This is a genomic window from Bradyrhizobium sp. dw_411 (assembly GCF_018449695.1).
Lineage (GTDB): Bacteria > Pseudomonadota > Alphaproteobacteria > Rhizobiales > Xanthobacteraceae > Bradyrhizobium.
This window is the reverse complement of the sequence record NZ_JAAVUY010000015.1, coordinates 100702-119221: the sequence shown is the minus strand read 5'-3', so window position 1 is coordinate 119221 and position 18520 is coordinate 100702. Positions and strand designations below refer to the sequence as shown.

Below are 18520 nucleotides of genomic sequence, written 5' to 3'. Positions count from 1 at the left end.
ATGGACGACGGCAGGCTCGACGCCCTGGGGCAGACGATTGTTAGCGCGCTCGCCGGCGCCGCGACCGGCCATTCGGTTGCGTTCAACCAGCTGACGGTGAACGTGCAGGCCGGCAAGATCGTCGATGTGGTAAAATTCCTGCGCGACGACCCCGGTTGTCGTTTTGTCAGCTTCATCGACGTGACGGCGGTGGATTATCCCGGCCGCGAGAAGCGCTTCGACGTGATCTATCATTTTCTGTCGCCGACGCTGAATGAGCGCATTCGTTTGCGCGCCGAGGCTGACGAGACCACGCAGGTGCCGTCGATCATCGATGTGTTCCCGGGCTCCGACTGGTTCGAGCGCGAATGCTACGACCTCTACGGCGTGATGTTCACCGGCCATCCCGACATGCGGCGGCTGTTGACCGATTACGGCTTCGACGGCCATCCGCTGCGCAAGGATTTCCCGCTCTCGGGCTTCGTCGAGGTGCGTTACGACGACCAGGAGAAGCGGGTGGTCTACGAGCCCGTCCGCCTCAACCAGGAATTCCGCAAGTTCGATTTTCTCTCGCCATGGGAAGGTGCCGATTATCCGGTGCTGCCCGGGGATGAGAAAGCAGGGCCGAAAGTATGACCGAAGCAGCACTGCGTAATTTCACAATTAACTTCGGGCCGCAGCATCCGGCGGCACACGGCGTGTTGCGTCTGGTACTCGAACTCGATGGCGAGATCGTGGCCCGCGTCGATCCGCATATCGGACTGCTTCACCGCGGCACCGAGAAGTTGATCGAGCAGAAGACCTATCTGCAGGCGATCCCGTATTTCGACCGGCTCGACTACGTCGCGCCGATGAACCAGGAGCATGCTTTTTGTCTGGCAGCGGAAAAGCTGCTCGGCATCGCGGTGCCGCGCCGTGGCCAGTTGATCCGCGTTTTGTATTGCGAGATCGGCCGCATCCTGTCGCATCTTCTCAACGTCACCACGCAGGCGATGGACGTCGGCGCTCTGACCCCGCCATTGTGGGGCTTTGAAGAGCGCGAAAAGCTGATGGTGTTTTACGAGCGCGCGTCCGGCTCGCGGATGCATGCGGCCTATTTCCGGATCGGCGGCGTCCACCAGGACCTGCCGCCGAAGCTGATCGACGATATCGACGCCTGGTGCGATCCGTTCCTCGGCGTGGTCGCCGATCTCGAAACGCTGCTCACCGGCAACCGCATCTTCAAGCAGCGCAACGTCGATATCGGCGTGGTGTCGCTGAAGCAGGCCTGGGAATGGGGATTCTCCGGCGTGATGGTGCGCGGCTCCGGTGCGGCCTGGGATCTGCGCAAGGCGCAACCCTATGAGTGCTACGCCGAAATGGATTTCGACATTCCGATCGGCAAGAATGGCGATTGCTACGACCGCTATTGCATCCGCATGGAAGAGATGCGCCAGTCCGTGCGCATCATGAAGCAGTGCATCGCGAAGCTGCGCGCCGCCGACGGGCAGGGGCCCGTCGCGATCGAAGACAACAAGATTTTTCCGCCGCGCCGCGGTCAGATGAAGCGCTCGATGGAATCGCTGATCCATCATTTCAAGCTCTACACCGAAGGCTTCCACGTGCCCGCCGGCGAAGTCTATGCCGCGGTCGAGGCGCCGAAGGGCGAGTTCGGCGTGTATCTGGTCTCCGACGGCAGCAACAAGCCCTACAAGTGCAAGATCCGCGCGCCGGGCTTTGCGCATCTTCAGGCGATGGATTTCATCTGCAGGGGGCACCTTCTGGCTGACGTCTCCGCCATCCTCGGTTCACTCGACATCGTGTTCGGAGAGGTCGATCGGTGATCGCGCTGCCGCCCATTCAGTTTGACCGGGCATCGGGAGCTCTTGAGGGAGCCAACCTGTGGGAGCGGACGGCCGCGCTGGCGTTGTCGACGGGTTCGAAGATTTCCTCACACTTTTCGCATCGCGGCTACATCGGTTGCGCCAATCTGCTGCGCAAGACGCTGCCCGAGCGTAACATCGCGATCAAACTCAATTCCGATGCGATATTCGAATTCCCCTATGGCGAGGGTTACTGGAGCAAGCTGCTCAATCGCTCGTTTCGTTATGAGGATGAGCTCGAATTGCTGTTCCGCGATTCTGCCGGCGTCGACTACACGCTGCTCGATTGCGGCGCCAATTTCGGTTACTGGTCGGTGCTTGTCTCCAGCGCGCCGTTCGGCTCGCACAAGGCGATTGCGATCGAACCGTCGTCGCAGAATTTTGCCAAACTCAAGAATAACGCTGCGATCAACAATCATCGCTTCGAGCCGATGAGATGTGCGATCGGCGCGGCGCGCGGCACCGCGCGGCTGTCCGGCACCAAGCATGAAGCGTTCAGCATTGCCGGTGGTGCCGGTGGCCGCGGCGAAGACGTGCCGGTGCTCGCGCTGGACAATCTGCTCGACGACGGCAAGATTTCGGCCGACGGAAAATACCTCGTCAAGCTCGATGTCGAAGGCGTCGAGATCGAAGCCATCAAGGGCGGCGCGCGCCTGCTGCAGGGTGACAGCGTCGTCATGTGCGAAGAGCACGGCAATGATCCCAACCATACCGTGTCGCGCTTTATCCTGGAGCAAACCCCGCTCAAGCTGATCGTCTACGATCCGCGCAGCAATCGTCTGGAAACAGTGACCGAGCTTTCGATCCTCGATCGCATCAAGGTTTCATCCCACGTCGGCTACAACGTGTTCGGCACCGCAAGCGCCTTCTGGCAAAACCGGATCAATGCCCTGAATGCGAATGCCGCGCGCCGCATGCAATGAGAGACTGAATAGATGTCCGTCCGTCGCCTCGCCCCCAAGGAACTGCAGCCCGCGAACTTCACGTTCTCCGCGGAAAACCTCGCCTGGGCCAAAGAACAGATCGCCAAGCATCCGCCGGGCCGCCAGGCCTCCGCAGTGATCCCGATCCTGTGGCGGGTGCAGGAACAGCATGACGGCTGGGTTTCGGAAGCCGCCATCCGTGCAGTCGCGGATTTGCTGGATATGCCCTACATCCGCGCGCTCGAGATCGCGACCTTCTACACGATGTTTCAGTTGCAGCCGGTCGGCAAGAAGGCCCACGTCCAGGTCTGCGGCACCACGCCGTGCCGGTTGCGCGGCGCGGCCGACATCATCGAGGTGTGTCAGAGCCGCATCCATCACGATCCCTTTCATCTGTCGAAAGATGGCGATTTCAGTTGGGAAGAGGTCGAGTGTCTTGGCGCCTGCGTGAATGCGCCGATGGTGCTGATCTGGAAGGATACTTACGAGGATCTGACCAAGGAAAACTTCGGCAAGGTGCTGGATGGCTTCGCCTCCGGAAACCTGCCGAAACCCGGTCCGCAAAATGGCCGTCAGTTCTCAGCCCCGATCGGCGGCCCGACCACGCTGAAGGAAACCACATGACGCGGATCAGCGCATTGCACGCGTCACAGCCCGGGAGCGTCGGTGCCATGAAAAGCTGGCGCTATATTGCTCTGCATACCCTGACCGCTGCGGTCTTCATCTTTCTGTTGCAGCGCTATGGGCTGAATGCCTCGCTCAATTCAAGCCTGTTATGGGCGCTGACCTTCGGCGGATGCGCCGCCGGGCTCGCCTTTATGCAGTCCAATCGCTGACCCCCGAGGAAGCTTCAAGTCATGCTCGACGACAAGGACCGCATCTTCCGCAATCTCTACGGCCTCGAGGACTGGGGTCTTGAGGGTGCGCGCCGCCGTGGCGGCTGGGATGGCACCAAGGCCATCATCGACAAGGGCCGCGACTGGATCATCACCGAGATGAAGGCCTCGGGCCTGCGCGGACGCGGCGGGGCAGGGTTTCCGACCGGGTTGAAATGGTCGTTCATGCCGAAGGAATCGACCGACGGCCGTCCGAGCTATCTCGTGGTCAATGCCGACGAATCCGAGCCCGGCACCTGCAAGGACCGCGAGATCATGCGGCACGATCCGCATCTGCTGATCGAAGGCTGCCTGATTGCGAGCTTCGCGATGAACGCGCATGCTTGCTACATCTATGTGCGGGGCGAATTTATCCGTGAGCGCGAGCATCTGCAGGCCGCGGTCGATCAGGCCTATGCGGCCAAGCTGATCGGCAAGGACAACATCAACGGCTGGCCGTTCGACCTCTATGTGACCCACGGCGCCGGCGCTTACATTTGCGGCGAAGAGACCGCGCTACTGGAAAGTCTCGAAGGCAAGAAGGGCATGCCACGGCTGAAGCCGCCATTCCCGGCCAATGTCGGTCTCTATGGCTGCCCGACCACCGTCAACAACGTCGAGTCCATTGCAGTTGCGCCGGATATTCTGCGGCGCGGCGCGGCGTGGTTCGCGGGCATCGGCCGTCCCAACAATGTCGGTACCAAGCTGTTTTGCATCTCCGGCCATGTGGAGCGTCCCTGCAACGTCGAAGAAGCGATGGGAATTCCGTTCCGCGAATTGATCGAACGCCATGCCGGCGGCATCCGCGGCGGCTGGGATAATCTCAAGGCGGTGATCCCCGGCGGCTCCTCGGTGCGCATGGTGCCGGCGGAACAGATCATCGATACGCCGATGGATTTCGACAGCCTGGGCAAGCTGCGCTCCGGTCTTGGCACCGCCGCCGTGATCGTCATGGACAAGTCGACCGACCTGATCCAGGCCATCGCGCGCATCGCCTATTTCTACAAGCATGAGAGCTGCGGCCAGTGCACGCCGTGCCGGGAAGGCACCGGATGGATGTGGCGGGTCTTGACCCGCATGGCGGAGGGCCGCGCCCATAAGCGCGAGATCGACATGCTGCTGGAAGTGACCAAGCAGGTCGAAGGCCATACCATTTGCGCGCTCGGCGACGCCGCGGCATGGCCGATCCAGGGCCTGATCGCGCATTTCCGTCACGAGATCGAAGAGCGCATCGACGCCTATTCGCGCAAGGCCGATATTGATGACGTCGGCATTCGCGATCCCGCCCATATGGTCGCGGCGGAGTAGGAGCGATGTCGCAACCGAGCATTTTCTGGTGGCAGAAATACGGGACGCTGGCGCAGATGGCGCAGGCGACCGTTGCGCTGCTCGGCTTTGTTGCGATCCTGTTTCAGATCAACGAAATCCGCACCGGCAATCGGGCCGCCAGCGCCCGGCAGGCGTTTCTCGGTTACACCGATCTGGCGTTCAAGAATCCGAAATTCTCGTCGCCGGACTACGACGCGATCAAGGTCGGCAGCCGCGACGCGCAGGCCCAATATGAGAGCTTTGTTTCCTACTTCCTCTACGCCTGCGAGGAAGCGACCGCGGCATTCGCCGACAAGCACGAATGGCTGGCGTCGTGCGATTACGATTTGAAGCCGCATCTGCCGTTCCTCTGCGAGAAGAACGTGGCTGAACCGGCTTATCTTGCCACCTATAGTTCCGACACCCAGCGATGGGTGAAGGCGTCCCTGAAGACCGCCAGCGTCACGCCACCCGACTGCAAGCTGCGAAAGACCTGAGACACGCAATGACCAAACTCATCGTCGATGGCAAAGAGATCGATGTTCCCGCGGAATACACGCTGTTGCAGGCGTGTGAAGCGGCGGGCGCTGAAATTCCGCGCTTTTGCTACCACGAGCGCTTGTCGATCGCCGGCAATTGCCGGATGTGCCTCGTTGAGGTGAAGGGCGGCCCGAAGCCGGTTGCAAGCTGCGCCTGGGCGGTCCGCGATTGCCGTCCCGGTCCCAAGGGAGAGCCGCCGGAAATCTCGACGCGCTCGCCGATGGTGAAGAAGGCGCGCGAAGGCGTGATGGAATTCCTGCTGATCAATCACCCGCTGGATTGCCCGATCTGCGATCAGGGCGGCGAGTGCGATCTGCAGGATCAGGCGATGGGCTACGGCGTCGATACCAGCCGCTTTGCCGAGAACAAGCGCGCGGTCGAGGACAAATATATCGGCGCGCTGGTCAAGACCTCGATGAACCGCTGCATCCAGTGCACACGCTGTGTGCGTTTCACCGCCGAAGTCTGCGGCGCGCCCGAGATGGGCGCGACCGGCCGCGGCGAGGACATGGAGATCACGACCTATCTGGAATCCGCGCTGACTTCGGAACTGCAGGGCAACCTCGTCGATATCTGCCCGGTCGGCGCGCTGACCTCGAAACCCTACGCTTTCGCGGCGCGGCCTTGGGAACTCGGCAAGACCCAGTCGATCGACGTGATGGATGGCGTTGGCTCGGCGATCCGGGTCGATACCCGCGGCCGCGAGGTGATGCGCATTCTTCCGCGCGTCAACGAGGCGGTGAACGAGGAGTGGATTTCCGATAAGACCCGTCATGTGATCGACGGTCTGCGTACGCAGCGGCTCGACCGGCCCTATATCCGGGAAAATGGCCAGCTTCGCGCCGCGTCGTGGTCCGAAGCCTTCGCGGCGATCGCAGCCAAGGCCGGGCGCATCGACGGCAAGCGGATCGGCGCCATCGCCGGCGATCTGGCCGCGGTCGAAGAGATGTTCGCGCTCAAGGAGCTGCTGGCGAAATGCGGCTCGGCCAATCTGGCGGTGCAGGGCGGCGACGCCTTCGATCCCAAGGCCGGCCGCGCTTCCTATATCTTCAATCCCGCCATCGCCGGCATCGATCAGGCCGACGCGCTGTTGATCGTGGGTTCTAATCCGCGCCGCGAAGCCGCCGTTCTCAATGCGCGCATCCGCAAGCGCTGGCGCAGCGGTCAGCTCAAGATCGGCGTGATCGGCGCCAAGGCCGATCTGACTTACAGCTACGACTATCTCGGCGCGGGCACGGATTCGCTGAGCGATCTTGCGGCGGGCAAGAATGCCTTCGCGGATGTGCTCAAGAACGCGAAGCATCCGATTGTGCTGGTCGGTGCCGGTGTGGCCGCACGTCATGACGGTGCTGCGGTTCTCGCGGCCGCGGCGAAGCTGGCGGTGGATTTCGGGGCGATCAAGGACGGCTGGAACGGGTTCGCTGTTCTGCAGGACACCGCGTCGCGCGTCGGCGCGCTCGACATCGGCTTTGCCAAGAGCGGTCTCAGCATTGCCGAGATGACGACATTCGGCACGCTCGACGTGCTGTTTCTGCTGGGCGCCGATGAGGTCAAGGTGCCGGATGGCACCTTCGTGGTCTATATCGGCACCCACGGCGATCGTGGTGCGCACCGTGCGGACGTCATCCTGCCGGGCGCGGCCTATACCGAAAAATCCGGCATCTTCGTCAATACCGAAGGCCGGGTGCAGATGGCCAACCGCGCGGCGTTTCCCCCGGGGGAAGCGCGCGAGGACTGGGCGATCATCCGGGCACTTTCGGACGTTCTGGGCAGGAAGCTGCCCTATGACTCGCTTGGCGCCTTGCGGCAGGCGATCTTCAAGGCCACCCCGCATCTGATGCGCATCGACCAGATCGAGGCCGGCAACGCCGCCGATCTCAAGACGCTGGCGGGCAAGGGCGGCAGCGTCGAGAAGGCGCCGTTCACGACATCGGTTGAAGATTTCTATTTGGCCAATCCGATCGCACGCGCTTCGGCGGTCATGGCGGAATGCTCCCGCCTGGCGTCGGGGCGAATGCTGACGGCGGCGGAGTAAGGTGATGGCCGAATTCTGGACCAGTACGTTGTGGCCGCTGATCGTCATGGTCGCCGAGAGCCTGTTGCTGCTCGTGGTGCTGTTGATCGCGATCGCTTACATTTTGTTGGCCGACCGCAAGATCTGGGCGGCGGTGCAGATCCGGCGCGGCCCCAACGTGGTCGGACCCTGGGGGCTATTCCAATCCTTCGCCGACCTTCTGAAGTTCGTGCTGAAGGAGCCGATCATTCCGGCGGGCTCCAACAAGGGCGTGTTTCTGCTGGCGCCGCTGGTGAGCTGCGTGCTGGCGCTGGCGGCCTGGGCCGTGATCCCGATGAATGTCGGCTGGGTGATCGCGGACATCAATGTCGGCGTGCTCTTTATCTTCGCGATCTCGTCGCTGTCGATCTACGGCATCATCATGGCCGGCTGGTCGTCGAACTCGAAATATCCATTCCTCGCAGCACTTCGCTCGGCGGCGCAGATGGTGAGCTACGAAGTCTCGATCGGCTTCGTGATCATCACGGTGTTGCTGTGCGCCGGCTCGCTCAATCTGTCGGCGGTGGTTGAGGCGCAGAAGCTGCACGGATTCGCCAGCCTGATCGGACTGCCGCGACTCACCATTCTGAACTGGTATGTCTGGCCGCTGTTTCCGATGTTCGTGGTGTTCTACGTCTCGGCACTGGCGGAGACCAACCGGCCGCCCTTCGACCTGGTGGAAGCTGAATCCGAACTGGTTGCCGGCTTCATGGTCGAATACGGCTCGACGCCGTATCTGCTGTTCATGCTCGGTGAATACGTCGCGATCACCACGATGTGCGCGCTGGCGACGATCCTGTTTCTGGGCGGTTGGACGTCCCCCATTGATATTTGGCCGCTCAATTCGGCGCCACTGGGGATAATCTGGTTCGTGCTCAAAGTATTCTTCATGTTCTTCCTGATTGCGATGGCGAAGGCGATCGTGCCGCGCTACCGCTACGACCAGCTAATGCGGCTGGGTTGGAAGGTGTTCCTGCCGTTGTCGCTCGCGATGGTGATTGTGGTCGCCGGCGTGCTGCAGTTTGCGGGGATCGCGCCGAAATGAGGTCGCTATGAGTGTCAACATCAACGCTACAGCCCGCTCGCTGCTGCTGACGGAATTCGTATCGGCGTTCTTTCTCGCCATGCGCTATTTCTTCAAGCCGAAGCCGACGCTGAATTATCCCTTCGAAAAGGGGCCGATCTCGCCGCGCTTTCGTGGCGAGCATGCGCTGCGCCGCTATCCCAACGGCGAAGAGCGCTGCATCGCCTGCAAGCTGTGCGAGGCGATCTGCCCGGCACAGGCCATCACCATCGAGGCCGGCCCGCGGCGCAATGACGGCACCCGCCGCACCGTGCGTTACGACATCGACATGGTGAAATGCATCTATTGCGGACTGTGCCAGGAAGCCTGTCCGGTCGATGCCATCGTCGAGGGACCGAACTTCGAATTCGCGACCGAGACCCGCGAGGAACTCTATTATGACAAGGCGAAACTTCTCGCCAATGGCGACCGTTGGGAGCGTGAGATTGCGAAATCGATCGAACTCGACGCGCCGTACCGGTGAGGTGAGGGTATGATCTCACGCTACACCTCCACGTCATTCCGGGGCGCGCGAAGCGTGAACCCGGAATCTCGAGATTCCGGGTCTGGTCCTTTGGACCATCCCGGAATGACAGGGAGCCTCGTATGATCCTTCCCGCACTGTTCTTCTATCTGTTCGCCGGCGTCTGCGTCGCCTCGGCGGTGATGGTGATTGTCTCGCGCAATCCCGTGCATTCCGTGCTGTTTCTGATCCTGGCGTTCGTCAATGCTTCCGGCCTGTTCATCCTGATGGGCGCCGAGTTCCTGGCGATGATCCTGGTCGTGGTCTATGTCGGCGCGGTCGCGGTGCTGTTTCTGTTCGTGATCATGATGCTCGATGTCGACTTCACCGAACTGCGCGAGGGTTTTCTGGAATATCTGCCGGTTGGTCTGGTAATCGGCGCGATCTTCCTCGCCGAATTGCTGCTGGTCGGCGGCGGCTGGGTCATCAATCCCAACGTCGCCAAAACGATCACGGCGGCGATCCCGGCCAATATCAGCAACACCGAGGCGCTCGGCCTCGTGCTCTATACGAAATACATCCACTACTTCCAGATCGCCGGCATGGTGCTGCTGGTCGCGATGATCGGCGCCATCGTGCTGACGCTGCGCCACAAGGCCAGCGTCAAGCGGCAGGATATCAATGTGCAGAACGCGCGCACGCCTGAGCTTGCCATGAGCGTGCGCAAGGTGGCGACAGGGCAGGGCCTGCAGGATGCCGATGCCGCGGAGTGGGTGCAATGACGATTGGTCTCGGGCATTATCTGGCCGTCGGTGCGATCCTGTTCACGCTCGGGATTCTCGGCATCTTCCTCAACCGCAAGAACATCATCGTCATCCTGATGTCGATTGAGCTGATCCTGCTTGCCGTCAATATCAACCTGGTGGCGTTTTCGACCTTCCTCGGTGATATCGTCGGCCAGGTGTTCGCACTGCTGGTGCTGACCGTGGCGGCCGCCGAAGCGGCGATCGGCCTTGCGGTGCTGGTAGTGTACTTCCGCAACCGCGGCTCGATCGCGGTTGAAGACGTCAATCTGATGAAGGGCTAGCGCGGCACATGATCCAGGCAATTGTCTTTCTGCCGCTGATCGGCGCCATTCTCGCGGGGCTGATCGCCTTGTTCGGGGCGCATGCGCGCAATCCGAGCGGTGATGTGCTCGAACATCACGACGACGCGCATGGCGCCGACGCCCATGCATCCGATGCGCACGATGACCATGCCGACGATCACGGCCACGACGACCATCACGTGTCCGAACCGCCGGCCGCCGGCTCGCGTGCGGCCGAATTGATCACGACCGGGCTCCTGCTGGTTTCGGCGGCCTTGTCCTGGGCTGCCCTGGTCGATGTCGGCTTCATGCATCACGACGTCAGGATCGCGCTGTTTCCCTGGATCACCTCGGGCGATCTGCAGGTCTCATGGTCGCTGCGGGTCGATACGCTGACCGCCGTGATGCTGGTGGTGGTCAACACCGTCTCCTCGCTCGTGCATCTCTATTCGATTGGCTACATGGACGAGGACCCGAATCGGCCGCGGTTCTTTGCCTATCTGTCGCTGTTCACCTTCGCGATGCTGATGCTCGTGACGTCTGATAACCTCGTGCAGCTATTCTTCGGCTGGGAGGGCGTGGGTCTGGCGAGCTATCTGCTGATCGGCTTCTGGTATCAGAAGCCGTCGGCAAACGCCGCGGCGATCAAGGCCTTCGTGGTCAATCGTGTCGGCGATTTTGGTTTCGCGCTCGGCATTTTCGCGATCTTCATGCTGATCGGGTCGACCGACTTCGAGACGATCTTTGCCGGCGCGCCGGGCCTCACCGGCAAGACAATCGATTTCTTTGGCTGGCATGCCGACGCGCTGACGCTGACTTGCTTGCTGCTGTTCATGGGCGCGATGGGCAAATCCGCGCAATTCCTGCTGCACACCTGGTTGCCGGACGCGATGGAAGGCCCGACGCCGGTCTCGGCGCTGATTCACGCCGCGACGATGGTCACCGCGGGCGTCTTCATGGTCGCACGTCTATCGCCGCTGTTTGAGCTCGCGCCTAACGCGCAGGCCGTGGTGATGTTCTTCGGCGCCACCACCGCCTTCTTCGCGGCGACGATTGGTCTCGTGCAAAACGACATCAAGCGGATCGTGGCGTATTCGACCTGTTCGCAGCTCGGCTACATGTTCGTCGCGATGGGGGCGGGGGCTTACTCGGTCGGCATGTTCCATCTGTTTACGCACGCCTTCTTCAAGGCGCTGTTGTTCTTGGGCTCCGGTTCGGTGATCTACGCGATGCATCACGAGCAGGACATCCGCAACATGGGCGGGCTCTGGCGCAAGATTCCATTCACGTTTGCTGTGATGGTGGTGGGCACGCTGGCGCTGACCGGCTTTCCGCTCACCGCCGGTTACTTCTCCAAGGACGCAATCATCGAATCCGCCTATGCCTCGCACAATCCATTTGCGCTTTACGCGTTCTTGGCGACGGTGGTCGCCGCGGGGCTGACCTCGTTCTATTCATGGCGCCTGATCTTGAAGACGTTTTTCGGCGAACCCCACGATCAAGAACACTACGAGGCGGCTCATGAGGCGCCGATGTGGATGCTCGTGCCGCTTTTCGTTCTCGCGGTTGGATCGTTCCTCGCAGGCTTTCCGTTCAAGGAACTGTTCAAGGGCGCTGGCGTGGAAGAGTTCTTCCGCGAGTCGGTGAAGATGAATCCGCACATCATTGAGGACATGGAGCATATCCCGGCATGGGTTGGGTGGTCGCCCTTTGTCATGATGGTTGTTGGAGCGATTGTCGCTTATATATTCTACATCCGCCGGCCCTATCTGCCGGTCGAGCTCGCCCGACAACAGCCGCTGCTTTACAATTTCCTGCTCAACAAATGGTATTTTGACGAGCTCTACGACCTGATCTTCGTTCGTCCGGCCAAGTGGATCGGGCGGTTCCTGTGGAAGTTCGGCGACGGCTACATCATCGACGGCTTCGGGCCTGACGGCGTGTCGGCGCGGGTGCTTGACGTTACCCGCAATGTAGTTCGGCTGCAGACCGGCTATCTCTATCACTACGCCTTCGCGATGCTGATCGGGGTGGCCGGATTGATCACCTGGTTCATGTTTGGCGTGGGAGGCCAGTGATGACTACCTGGCCTATTCTATCTGTCGTTACGTTCCTGCCGGTGTTCGGCGCGCTGCTGATCTATATCAGCCGCGGCGATGACGAGGCGGCGCGGCGCAATTCGCGCTGGATCGCGCTGTGGACCACGCTGATCACGTTTGCCGTGTCGCTGATCCTGGTCATGCGTTTCGATCCCAGCCAGCCGGACTTCCAGTTCGTCGAAAAGGCGCCGTGGCTCGCCAATGCCATCACCTATCACATGGGTGTTGACGGCATTTCGCTGCCGTTCGTGATCCTGACCACTGCGCTGATGCCGTTCTGCATCGTCGCGAGCTGGAAATCGGTCACGATGCGGGTGCGCGAATACATGATGGCGTTTCTTATTCTCGAAACGCTGATGATCGGCACTTTCTCGGCGCTCGATCTGGTGCTGTTCTATCTGTTCTTCGAAGGCGGCCTGATCCCGATGTTCCTGATCATCGGGGTGTGGGGCGGACCGCGCCGGGTCTATGCCTCCTTCAAGTTCTTCCTCTACACGCTGCTCGGCTCGGTGCTGATGCTGCTGGCGATCATGGCGCTGTACTGGAATGCCGGCACCACCGACATTCCGGTCCTGATGCACACCGCGGTGCCGCGAAGCTTGCAGACTTGGGCGTGGCTGGCGTTCTTCGCTTCCTTCGCGGTGAAGATGCCGATGTGGCCGGTTCATACCTGGCTGCCGGATGCCCACGTCGAGGCGCCGACCGCGGGCTCGGTGATCCTGGCCGCGATCATGCTGAAGATGGGCGGCTACGGCTTCCTGCGCTTCTCGTTGCCGATGTTCCCGCTGGCCTCGCATGATTTCGCGCCGCTGATGTTTTCGCTCTCCACCATTGCGATCATCTACACCTCGCTGGTCGCGCTGATGCAGGAGGACATGAAGAAGCTGATTGCTTACTCCTCAGTGGCGCATATGGGCTTTGTCACCATGGGGATTTTCGCCGGCACCACCCAAGGCGTCGCCGGCGGCGTGTTCCAGATGATCTCGCACGGCATCGTGTCGGGCGCGCTGTTCCTTTGTGTCGGCATTGTCTACGACCGTCTGCATACCCGCGAGATCGCGGCCTATGGCGGACTGGTCAACCGGATGCCGCTCTATGCGCTGGTGTTCATGGTCTTCACCATGGCCAATGTCGGTCTGCCCGGCACCTCCGGTTTCGTCGGCGAATTCATGACGCTGCTCGGCACCTTCAAGGTCTCGGTCACGACCGCAACCTTCGCCACCACGGGCGTGATCCTGTCGGCTGCCTATGCGCTGTGGCTCTACCGGAAGGTCGTATTCGGCGCGCTGGTCAAGCCGTCGTTGGCGACCATCAAGGATCTCACATTCCGCGAGAGCCTGACGCTGGCGCCACTGGTTATTCTCACCATCCTGTTCGGGGTCTATCCGAAGCCGGTACTCGACATGTCGGCGGCTTCGGTCCAGCAACTCGTTACCAATTACGGCCACGCGGTGACTGCCATGAAGGCAGCCGCCCTGCTGCAGTAAAGGCGCTATTATGAACTTTGCAGGTTATCAGTTGCTGCCCGTGCTGCCGGAGCTTGTGCTGGCCCTCGGTGCCATGACGCTGCTGATGATTGGGGCCTATCGCGGCCCGCAGACGACCGGTCTTGTCACCGGTCTCGCGGTTTGTCTGCTGGTGGTCGTGGGTGCGCTGGAACTGTTGTTACCGGCTGGAAAACTGACGACGTTCAACGGCAGCTTCATCGTCGACGATTTTGCCCGGTTCCTGAAAATCCTGGCGTTGATTGGTTCGGCTGTGACGCTGATCCTGTCGACCGAATTCTTGGCCGATCCGTCCCGGCGCATCTTCGAATACGCGATTCTGGTGCTGCTCTCGACGCTCGGCATGATGGTGCTGATCTCGGCCGGCGACCTGATCATGCTCTATCTCGGGCTCGAATTGATGTCGCTCGCGCTCTACGTGGTCGCGGCCAGCAACCGCGACAACGCCAAGTCGACCGAAGCCGGCCTGAAGTACTTCGTGCTGGGTGCGTTGTCGTCGGGCATGCTGCTGTATGGCGCTTCGCTGGTATACGGCTTCACCGGCACGGTTAGCTTCGCCGGCATCGCGGCCTCGGCCAAGACGGGCAGCATCGGCATCGTGTTCGGGTTGGTGTTCCTGCTGGCAGGGTTGTGCTTCAAGGTTTCGGCCGTGCCGTTCCACATGTGGACGCCCGATGTGTACGAGGGCGCGCCGACGCCGGTAACCGCGTTCTTTGCTTCCGCGCCGAAGGTCGCGGCGATGGCGGTGTTCACTCGCGTCGCGCTCACGGCGTTTCCGGGCATCGTGCCGGAATGGCAGCAGATCGTGGTGTTCGTCTCGATCGCCTCGATGGCGCTGGGATCGTTCGCCGCCATCGGCCAGAAGAACATCAAGCGCCTGATGGCCTATTCCTCGATCGGCCATATGGGCTTCGCGCTGGTCGGGCTCGCGGCCGGTACGGCCGAGGGCGCGCAGGGTGTGCTGGTCTATATCGCGATCTATGTGGCGATGACGCTCGGCACCTTCTCGATCATCCTGGCCATCAAGCGCAACGGTCAGCCGATCGAGAATATCAGCGACTTCGCGGGACTATCGCGCACCAATCCGTTGCTGGCGTTCTTCTTCGCGATGTTCCTGTTTTCACTGGCCGGCATTCCACCGCTCGCGGGCTTCTTTGCAAAATTCTATGTATTCATCGCCGCGATCAAGGCGGGATTGTTTACGCTGGCTGTCATCGGCGTGCTCTCCAGCGTGGTCGGCGCATTTTACTATCTCACCATTATCAAGGTGATGTATTTCGACGAGCCGCTCGCCAAGCTCGATCCGATGCGCGTGGAATTGCGCACGGTGCTGGCGGTCGCGGGCCTCTTCAACATCTTTTTCTTCGTCTATCCGGGGCCGCTGGTCAGCGTGGCAACGGCTGCGGCGAAGTCTCTATTCTAGATGCCATTCACGCTCGGTTCCCGAGCCATATCGGCGGGTTATCGCCTCGCTGCATTTGAAAGTATCGGCTCGACCAACGCGGAAGCCATGTCGCGCGCGCGCGCCGGCGAGCGCGGGCCGATGTGGTTCGTCACCTCAGAGCAGACGGCGGGCCGTGGACGGCGCAATCGCCCGTGGATCGCGCCGCGCGGCAATCTCGCCAGCAGCATCCTCGAGGTCATCGATGTCACGCCGCCGGTCGCGGCGACCCTCGGATTCGCTGCGGGGGTTGCGCTTGAGACGGCGCTGCGAAATGTAAGCCATAAGGCATCGCCGGGATCGGCAGGATCGGAGCACATGAAGTTTTCGCTGAAATGGCCCAACGACGTTCTGGCAGGGTCACAGAAGCTTGCCGGCATCCTCCTGGAAGCCGAGGCCGTGCCCGACAATCGCCTGGCCGTCGTGGTCGGTATCGGCACCAACGTCGTTGCGGCCCCCGAAGGCACGCCGACCCCCGCGACCTCGCTGGCCGCGCTGGGCATTGATGTCGCGGCAGAGGAGCTGTTCGGCGCGCTGTCGGACAGTTGGACGGAATTTCGCGGCGTCTGGGACGCCGGACGTGGCTTTGGCGAGATCCGCAAGCTCTGGCTGGAGCGCGCCGCCGGGCTGGGGCAGCCAGTCGCCGTTCACACCGGCGCCGCCACGATCGAGGGAATATTCGACACCATCGATGAAACCGGCTGCATGATGGTCAGGACGTCAGAGGGCGCGCAGGTTCCGATATCGGCGGGCGACGTCTATTTCGGCGCGGCCGCGTCGGCGGGAGCAGCCTGATGGCGCGCCCGGATGAACTGACCTTTGCGCCCCTCGGGGGCGTCGGCGAGATCGGCATGAACCTGTCGATCTATGGCCTTGGCAACCGCCATCAGCGGTCGTGGCTGGCGATCGACCTCGGCGTATCCTTTGGCGACGAAGAACATCTGCCCGGCATCGACACCATCATGCCGGACGTCCGTTTCCTGGAAAAGGAACGCAAGAACCTGGTCGGCCTCGTCCTGACCCATGCCCATGAGGACCATTTCGGCGCCATCATCGACCTCTGGCCGAAACTGAAGTGCCCGATCTACGCGACCCAATTCAGCGCTGCGCTATTCGAGGCCAAATGCGCGTCCGAGCGCAATCCGCCGAAAATCCCGGTTACAGTGGTGCCATCAGGCGGCCGCGTCGATCTTGGACCGTTCACGGTCGAGTTCATTCCGGTCGCGCATTCGATTCCGGAATCCCATGCGCTGGCGATCCATACCTCGGTCGGCACGGTGCTGCACACCGGCGACTGGAAGATCGATCCGACCCCGATCATCGGCAAGCCGACCGACGAGCGGCGTTTGCGCGAACTCGGCGATGCCGGCGTGCTGGCGCTGGTCGGAGATTCCACCAATGCGGTACGGGAAGGGCGCTCGCCTTCGGAAGCTGAAGTCGCCAAGACCATCATCGAACTGGTGAAAGCGGCCAAGGGCCGCGTCGCCGTAACGACCTTCGCTTCCAACGTCGCGCGGTTGCGCGCCGTCGCCGATGCCGCGAAGGCGGCGGGCCGCGAGGTGGTCGTGGTCGGCCGCGCCATGGAGCGCGTGGTGCAGGTCGCGCGCGAAACCGGCTATCTCGATGGCGTGCAGAATTTCCGCGGCGCCGATCTCTACGGCCATTTTCCGCCCGACAAGGTGCTGGCGCTGTGTACGGGCAGTCAGGGCGAGCCGCGCGCGGCGCTGTCGCGCATCGCCAATGACGATCATCCGCAGGTCACGCTCAACAAGGGCGACTGCGTGATCTTTTCCTCGCGCACCATCCCCGGCAACGAGAAGGCGGTTGGCGCCATCATCAACGGCCTGATCACGCAGGGCGTCGAGGTGATCACCGACCGCACCCATCTCGTCCATGTCTCCGGCCATCCGCGCCGCGACGAACTGCGCGACATGATCTCGTGGGTGCGTCCGCAACTCTTGATCCCCGTCCATGGCGAGGCGCTGCATCTGTTCGAACACGCCAAGCTGGCACGGGCCTCGGGCGTGCCGAAGGTCCTGATCTGCCGCAACGGCGATCTGGTCAAACTCGGGCCGGGCGATCCTGCCGTGATCGAGGAATTGCCGTCGGGCCGGCTCTACAGGGACGGTTCGATCCTGGAGGATTCCAAATCGCGCGCCGTCGTGGAGCGGCGCAAACTGGCTTTCGCCGGTTGCGCCTTCGTCGCGATCGCCGTGACCGAAAAAGGCGAACTGGCCGACGATCCCGAGGTTGATCTGGTTGGCATACCCGAAAAGAATATGGCCGGCGAAATCATTGACGAGATCGTTTTCGATGTCGTGGTTTCGACCGTCGAAGGCTTGCCGCGCGCGCGTCGGCGCGACCCGGATGCGATGGCGGAATCGGTGCGCCGGGCCGTGCGCGCCACGCTGAACGAGCATTGGGGCAAGAAACCGCTGTGCTATGTTCACGTCCTGACGGTTTAGAGCGTTTTCGAGCGAAGTGGATACCGGTTCGCGTAAAGAAAACGCGTCAAAACAAAAGATTAGAGCCCGGTTCAATCAGAACCGATAAGGCTCTAAGGTAGCCGCGTTCGGCAAAAGCCGATGAACGCGCGCGAGAAAAAGGAATACGGAGGAGCGTCATGCTGGGCCGGCTCAATCACGTGGCGATTGCAGTTGCGGATGCCGAGAAGGCCGCCAGGATCTATGGCGCGGCGTTCGGCGCCGATATCTCCGCGGCGGTGCCGCTGCCCGAGCACGGCGTCATTACCGTGTTCGTGACGCTGCCCAACACCAAGATCGAATTTATCCAGCCGCTCGGCGCCTCCTCGCCGATCGCCAAATTCCTGGAGCGCAATGCCGACGGCGGCATTCATCACATCTGCTACGACGTGCCGGACATCATCGCGGCGCGTGATACGTTAATCAGGGAAGGCGCGCGGGTCCTCGGCGACGGGCAGCCCAAAATCGGTGCCCATGGCAAGCCGGTGCTGTTTCTGCATCCCAAGGATTTTTCCGGCGCGCTCGTCGAAATAGAACAGGCTTGAGCAGGGATGGCCTACACAATCTCGACCGGGTTTGCGATCTACTTCGTGATGTGGTGGATCGTGTTGTTTCTGACGCTGCCGTTCGGCGTTCGCAGCCAGCATGAAGACGGCGAGGGCAGTCCGGGCACCGATCCCGGTGCGCCTGTCGCGAGCCAGATGGGCCGCAAGCTGATCTGGACCACTGTGATATCGGCGATCCTCTTTGCCGTCGCGGTACTGGCCTATAATGAGGGGCTTCTCAGCGTCGAACGGCTGTCGAAGCTGATGGGTATTCCGCTCTAATTTACATTTGAA

Annotated in this window: 19 protein-coding genes; all 19 read left to right on the top strand. The window is 61.7% G+C overall.

What is annotated here, in order from left to right; genetic code table 11:
* The 19 genes from HB676_RS24345 (at window position 1) to HB676_RS24255 (ending at window position 18508) form a co-directional block, all read left to right on the top strand.
* Window positions 1-615, top strand: a complete 615-nt coding sequence (locus HB676_RS24345; RefSeq protein WP_213741002.1) for an NADH-quinone oxidoreductase subunit C — start codon at window positions 1-3, stop codon at window positions 613-615.
* Window positions 612-1802, top strand: coding sequence for an NADH-quinone oxidoreductase subunit D (locus tag HB676_RS24340; RefSeq protein ID WP_213741001.1), 1191 nt, complete (start codon window positions 612-614; stop codon window positions 1800-1802). The genes HB676_RS24345 and HB676_RS24340 overlap by 4 nt, the downstream gene beginning before the upstream one ends.
* Entirely contained in the window at window positions 1802-2764 is a 963-nt protein-coding gene (locus HB676_RS24335; protein WP_213741086.1) for an FkbM family methyltransferase, read from the top strand. The genes HB676_RS24340 and HB676_RS24335 overlap by 1 nt, the downstream gene beginning before the upstream one ends.
* A gap of 12 nt (window positions 2765-2776) precedes the next feature.
* On the top strand, window positions 2777-3388 hold the full coding sequence (gene nuoE, locus HB676_RS24330) for an NADH-quinone oxidoreductase subunit NuoE (protein WP_213741000.1): 612 nt from the start codon (window positions 2777-2779) through the stop codon (window positions 3386-3388).
* Window positions 3385-3600 carry a hypothetical protein gene (locus HB676_RS24325; protein WP_213740999.1) on the top strand — a complete coding sequence of 72 codons (216 nt, stop codon included), beginning with the start codon at window positions 3385-3387 and terminating at the stop codon, window positions 3598-3600. The genes nuoE and HB676_RS24325 overlap by 4 nt, the downstream gene beginning before the upstream one ends.
* Window positions 3601-3621: 21 nt before the next feature.
* The gene (gene nuoF, locus HB676_RS24320; RefSeq protein WP_213740998.1) at window positions 3622-4947 is read left to right on the top strand and encodes an NADH-quinone oxidoreductase subunit NuoF; all 1326 of its coding nucleotides are present in this window, start codon (window positions 3622-3624) and stop codon (window positions 4945-4947) included.
* A 5-nt stretch (window positions 4948-4952) separates the two neighbouring features.
* Window positions 4953-5444 carry a hypothetical protein gene (locus HB676_RS24315; protein WP_213740997.1) on the top strand — a complete coding sequence of 164 codons (492 nt, stop codon included), beginning with the start codon at window positions 4953-4955 and terminating at the stop codon, window positions 5442-5444.
* Window positions 5445-5452: 8 nt separating this feature from the next.
* Complete coding sequence (gene nuoG, locus HB676_RS24310) at window positions 5453-7522, top strand: NADH-quinone oxidoreductase subunit NuoG (protein WP_213740996.1); 2070 nt, start codon at window positions 5453-5455, stop codon at window positions 7520-7522.
* A gap of 4 nt (window positions 7523-7526) precedes the next feature.
* A complete protein-coding gene (nuoH, locus tag HB676_RS24305; protein ID WP_213740995.1) occupies window positions 7527-8585 on the top strand; it encodes an NADH-quinone oxidoreductase subunit NuoH in 1059 nt (352 codons plus the stop codon).
* Between the two features lie 7 nt (window positions 8586-8592).
* Window positions 8593-9087: an NADH-quinone oxidoreductase subunit NuoI gene (nuoI, locus tag HB676_RS24300; RefSeq protein ID WP_192733447.1), complete on the top strand. Its 495-nt coding sequence runs from the start codon at window positions 8593-8595 to the stop codon at window positions 9085-9087.
* 122 nt (window positions 9088-9209) lie between these two features.
* Complete coding sequence (locus HB676_RS24295) at window positions 9210-9848, top strand: NADH-quinone oxidoreductase subunit J (RefSeq protein ID WP_213740994.1); 639 nt, start codon at window positions 9210-9212, stop codon at window positions 9846-9848.
* On the top strand, window positions 9845-10153 hold the full coding sequence (nuoK, locus tag HB676_RS24290) for an NADH-quinone oxidoreductase subunit NuoK (protein WP_171581897.1): 309 nt from the start codon (window positions 9845-9847) through the stop codon (window positions 10151-10153). Before HB676_RS24295 ends, nuoK begins: the two co-directional genes overlap by 4 nt.
* 8 nt (window positions 10154-10161) lie before the next feature.
* Window positions 10162-12231 carry an NADH-quinone oxidoreductase subunit L gene (gene nuoL / locus HB676_RS24285; protein WP_213740993.1) on the top strand — a complete coding sequence of 690 codons (2070 nt, stop codon included), beginning with the start codon at window positions 10162-10164 and terminating at the stop codon, window positions 12229-12231.
* Complete coding sequence (locus HB676_RS24280) at window positions 12231-13739, top strand: NADH-quinone oxidoreductase subunit M (RefSeq protein WP_213740992.1); 1509 nt, start codon at window positions 12231-12233, stop codon at window positions 13737-13739. The genes nuoL and HB676_RS24280 overlap by 1 nt, the downstream gene beginning before the upstream one ends.
* A gap of 10 nt (window positions 13740-13749) precedes the next feature.
* On the top strand, window positions 13750-15180 hold the full coding sequence (gene nuoN, locus HB676_RS24275) for an NADH-quinone oxidoreductase subunit NuoN (protein ID WP_213740991.1): 1431 nt from the start codon (window positions 13750-13752) through the stop codon (window positions 15178-15180).
* Window positions 15181-15993, top strand: coding sequence for a biotin--[acetyl-CoA-carboxylase] ligase (locus HB676_RS24270; protein ID WP_213740990.1), 813 nt, complete (start codon window positions 15181-15183; stop codon window positions 15991-15993).
* On the top strand, window positions 15993-17663 hold the full coding sequence (locus tag HB676_RS24265; RefSeq protein WP_213740989.1) for a ribonuclease J: 1671 nt from the start codon (window positions 15993-15995) through the stop codon (window positions 17661-17663). Before HB676_RS24270 ends, HB676_RS24265 begins: the two co-directional genes overlap by 1 nt.
* A 158-nt stretch (window positions 17664-17821) precedes the next feature.
* Window positions 17822-18226 carry a methylmalonyl-CoA epimerase gene (gene mce / locus HB676_RS24260; RefSeq protein ID WP_213740988.1) on the top strand — a complete coding sequence of 135 codons (405 nt, stop codon included), beginning with the start codon at window positions 17822-17824 and terminating at the stop codon, window positions 18224-18226.
* Window positions 18227-18232: 6 nt separating this feature from the next.
* Window positions 18233-18508, top strand: a complete 276-nt coding sequence (locus HB676_RS24255) for a DUF1467 family protein (protein WP_213740987.1) — start codon at window positions 18233-18235, stop codon at window positions 18506-18508.
* Window positions 18509-18520 lie beyond the last annotated feature (12 nt).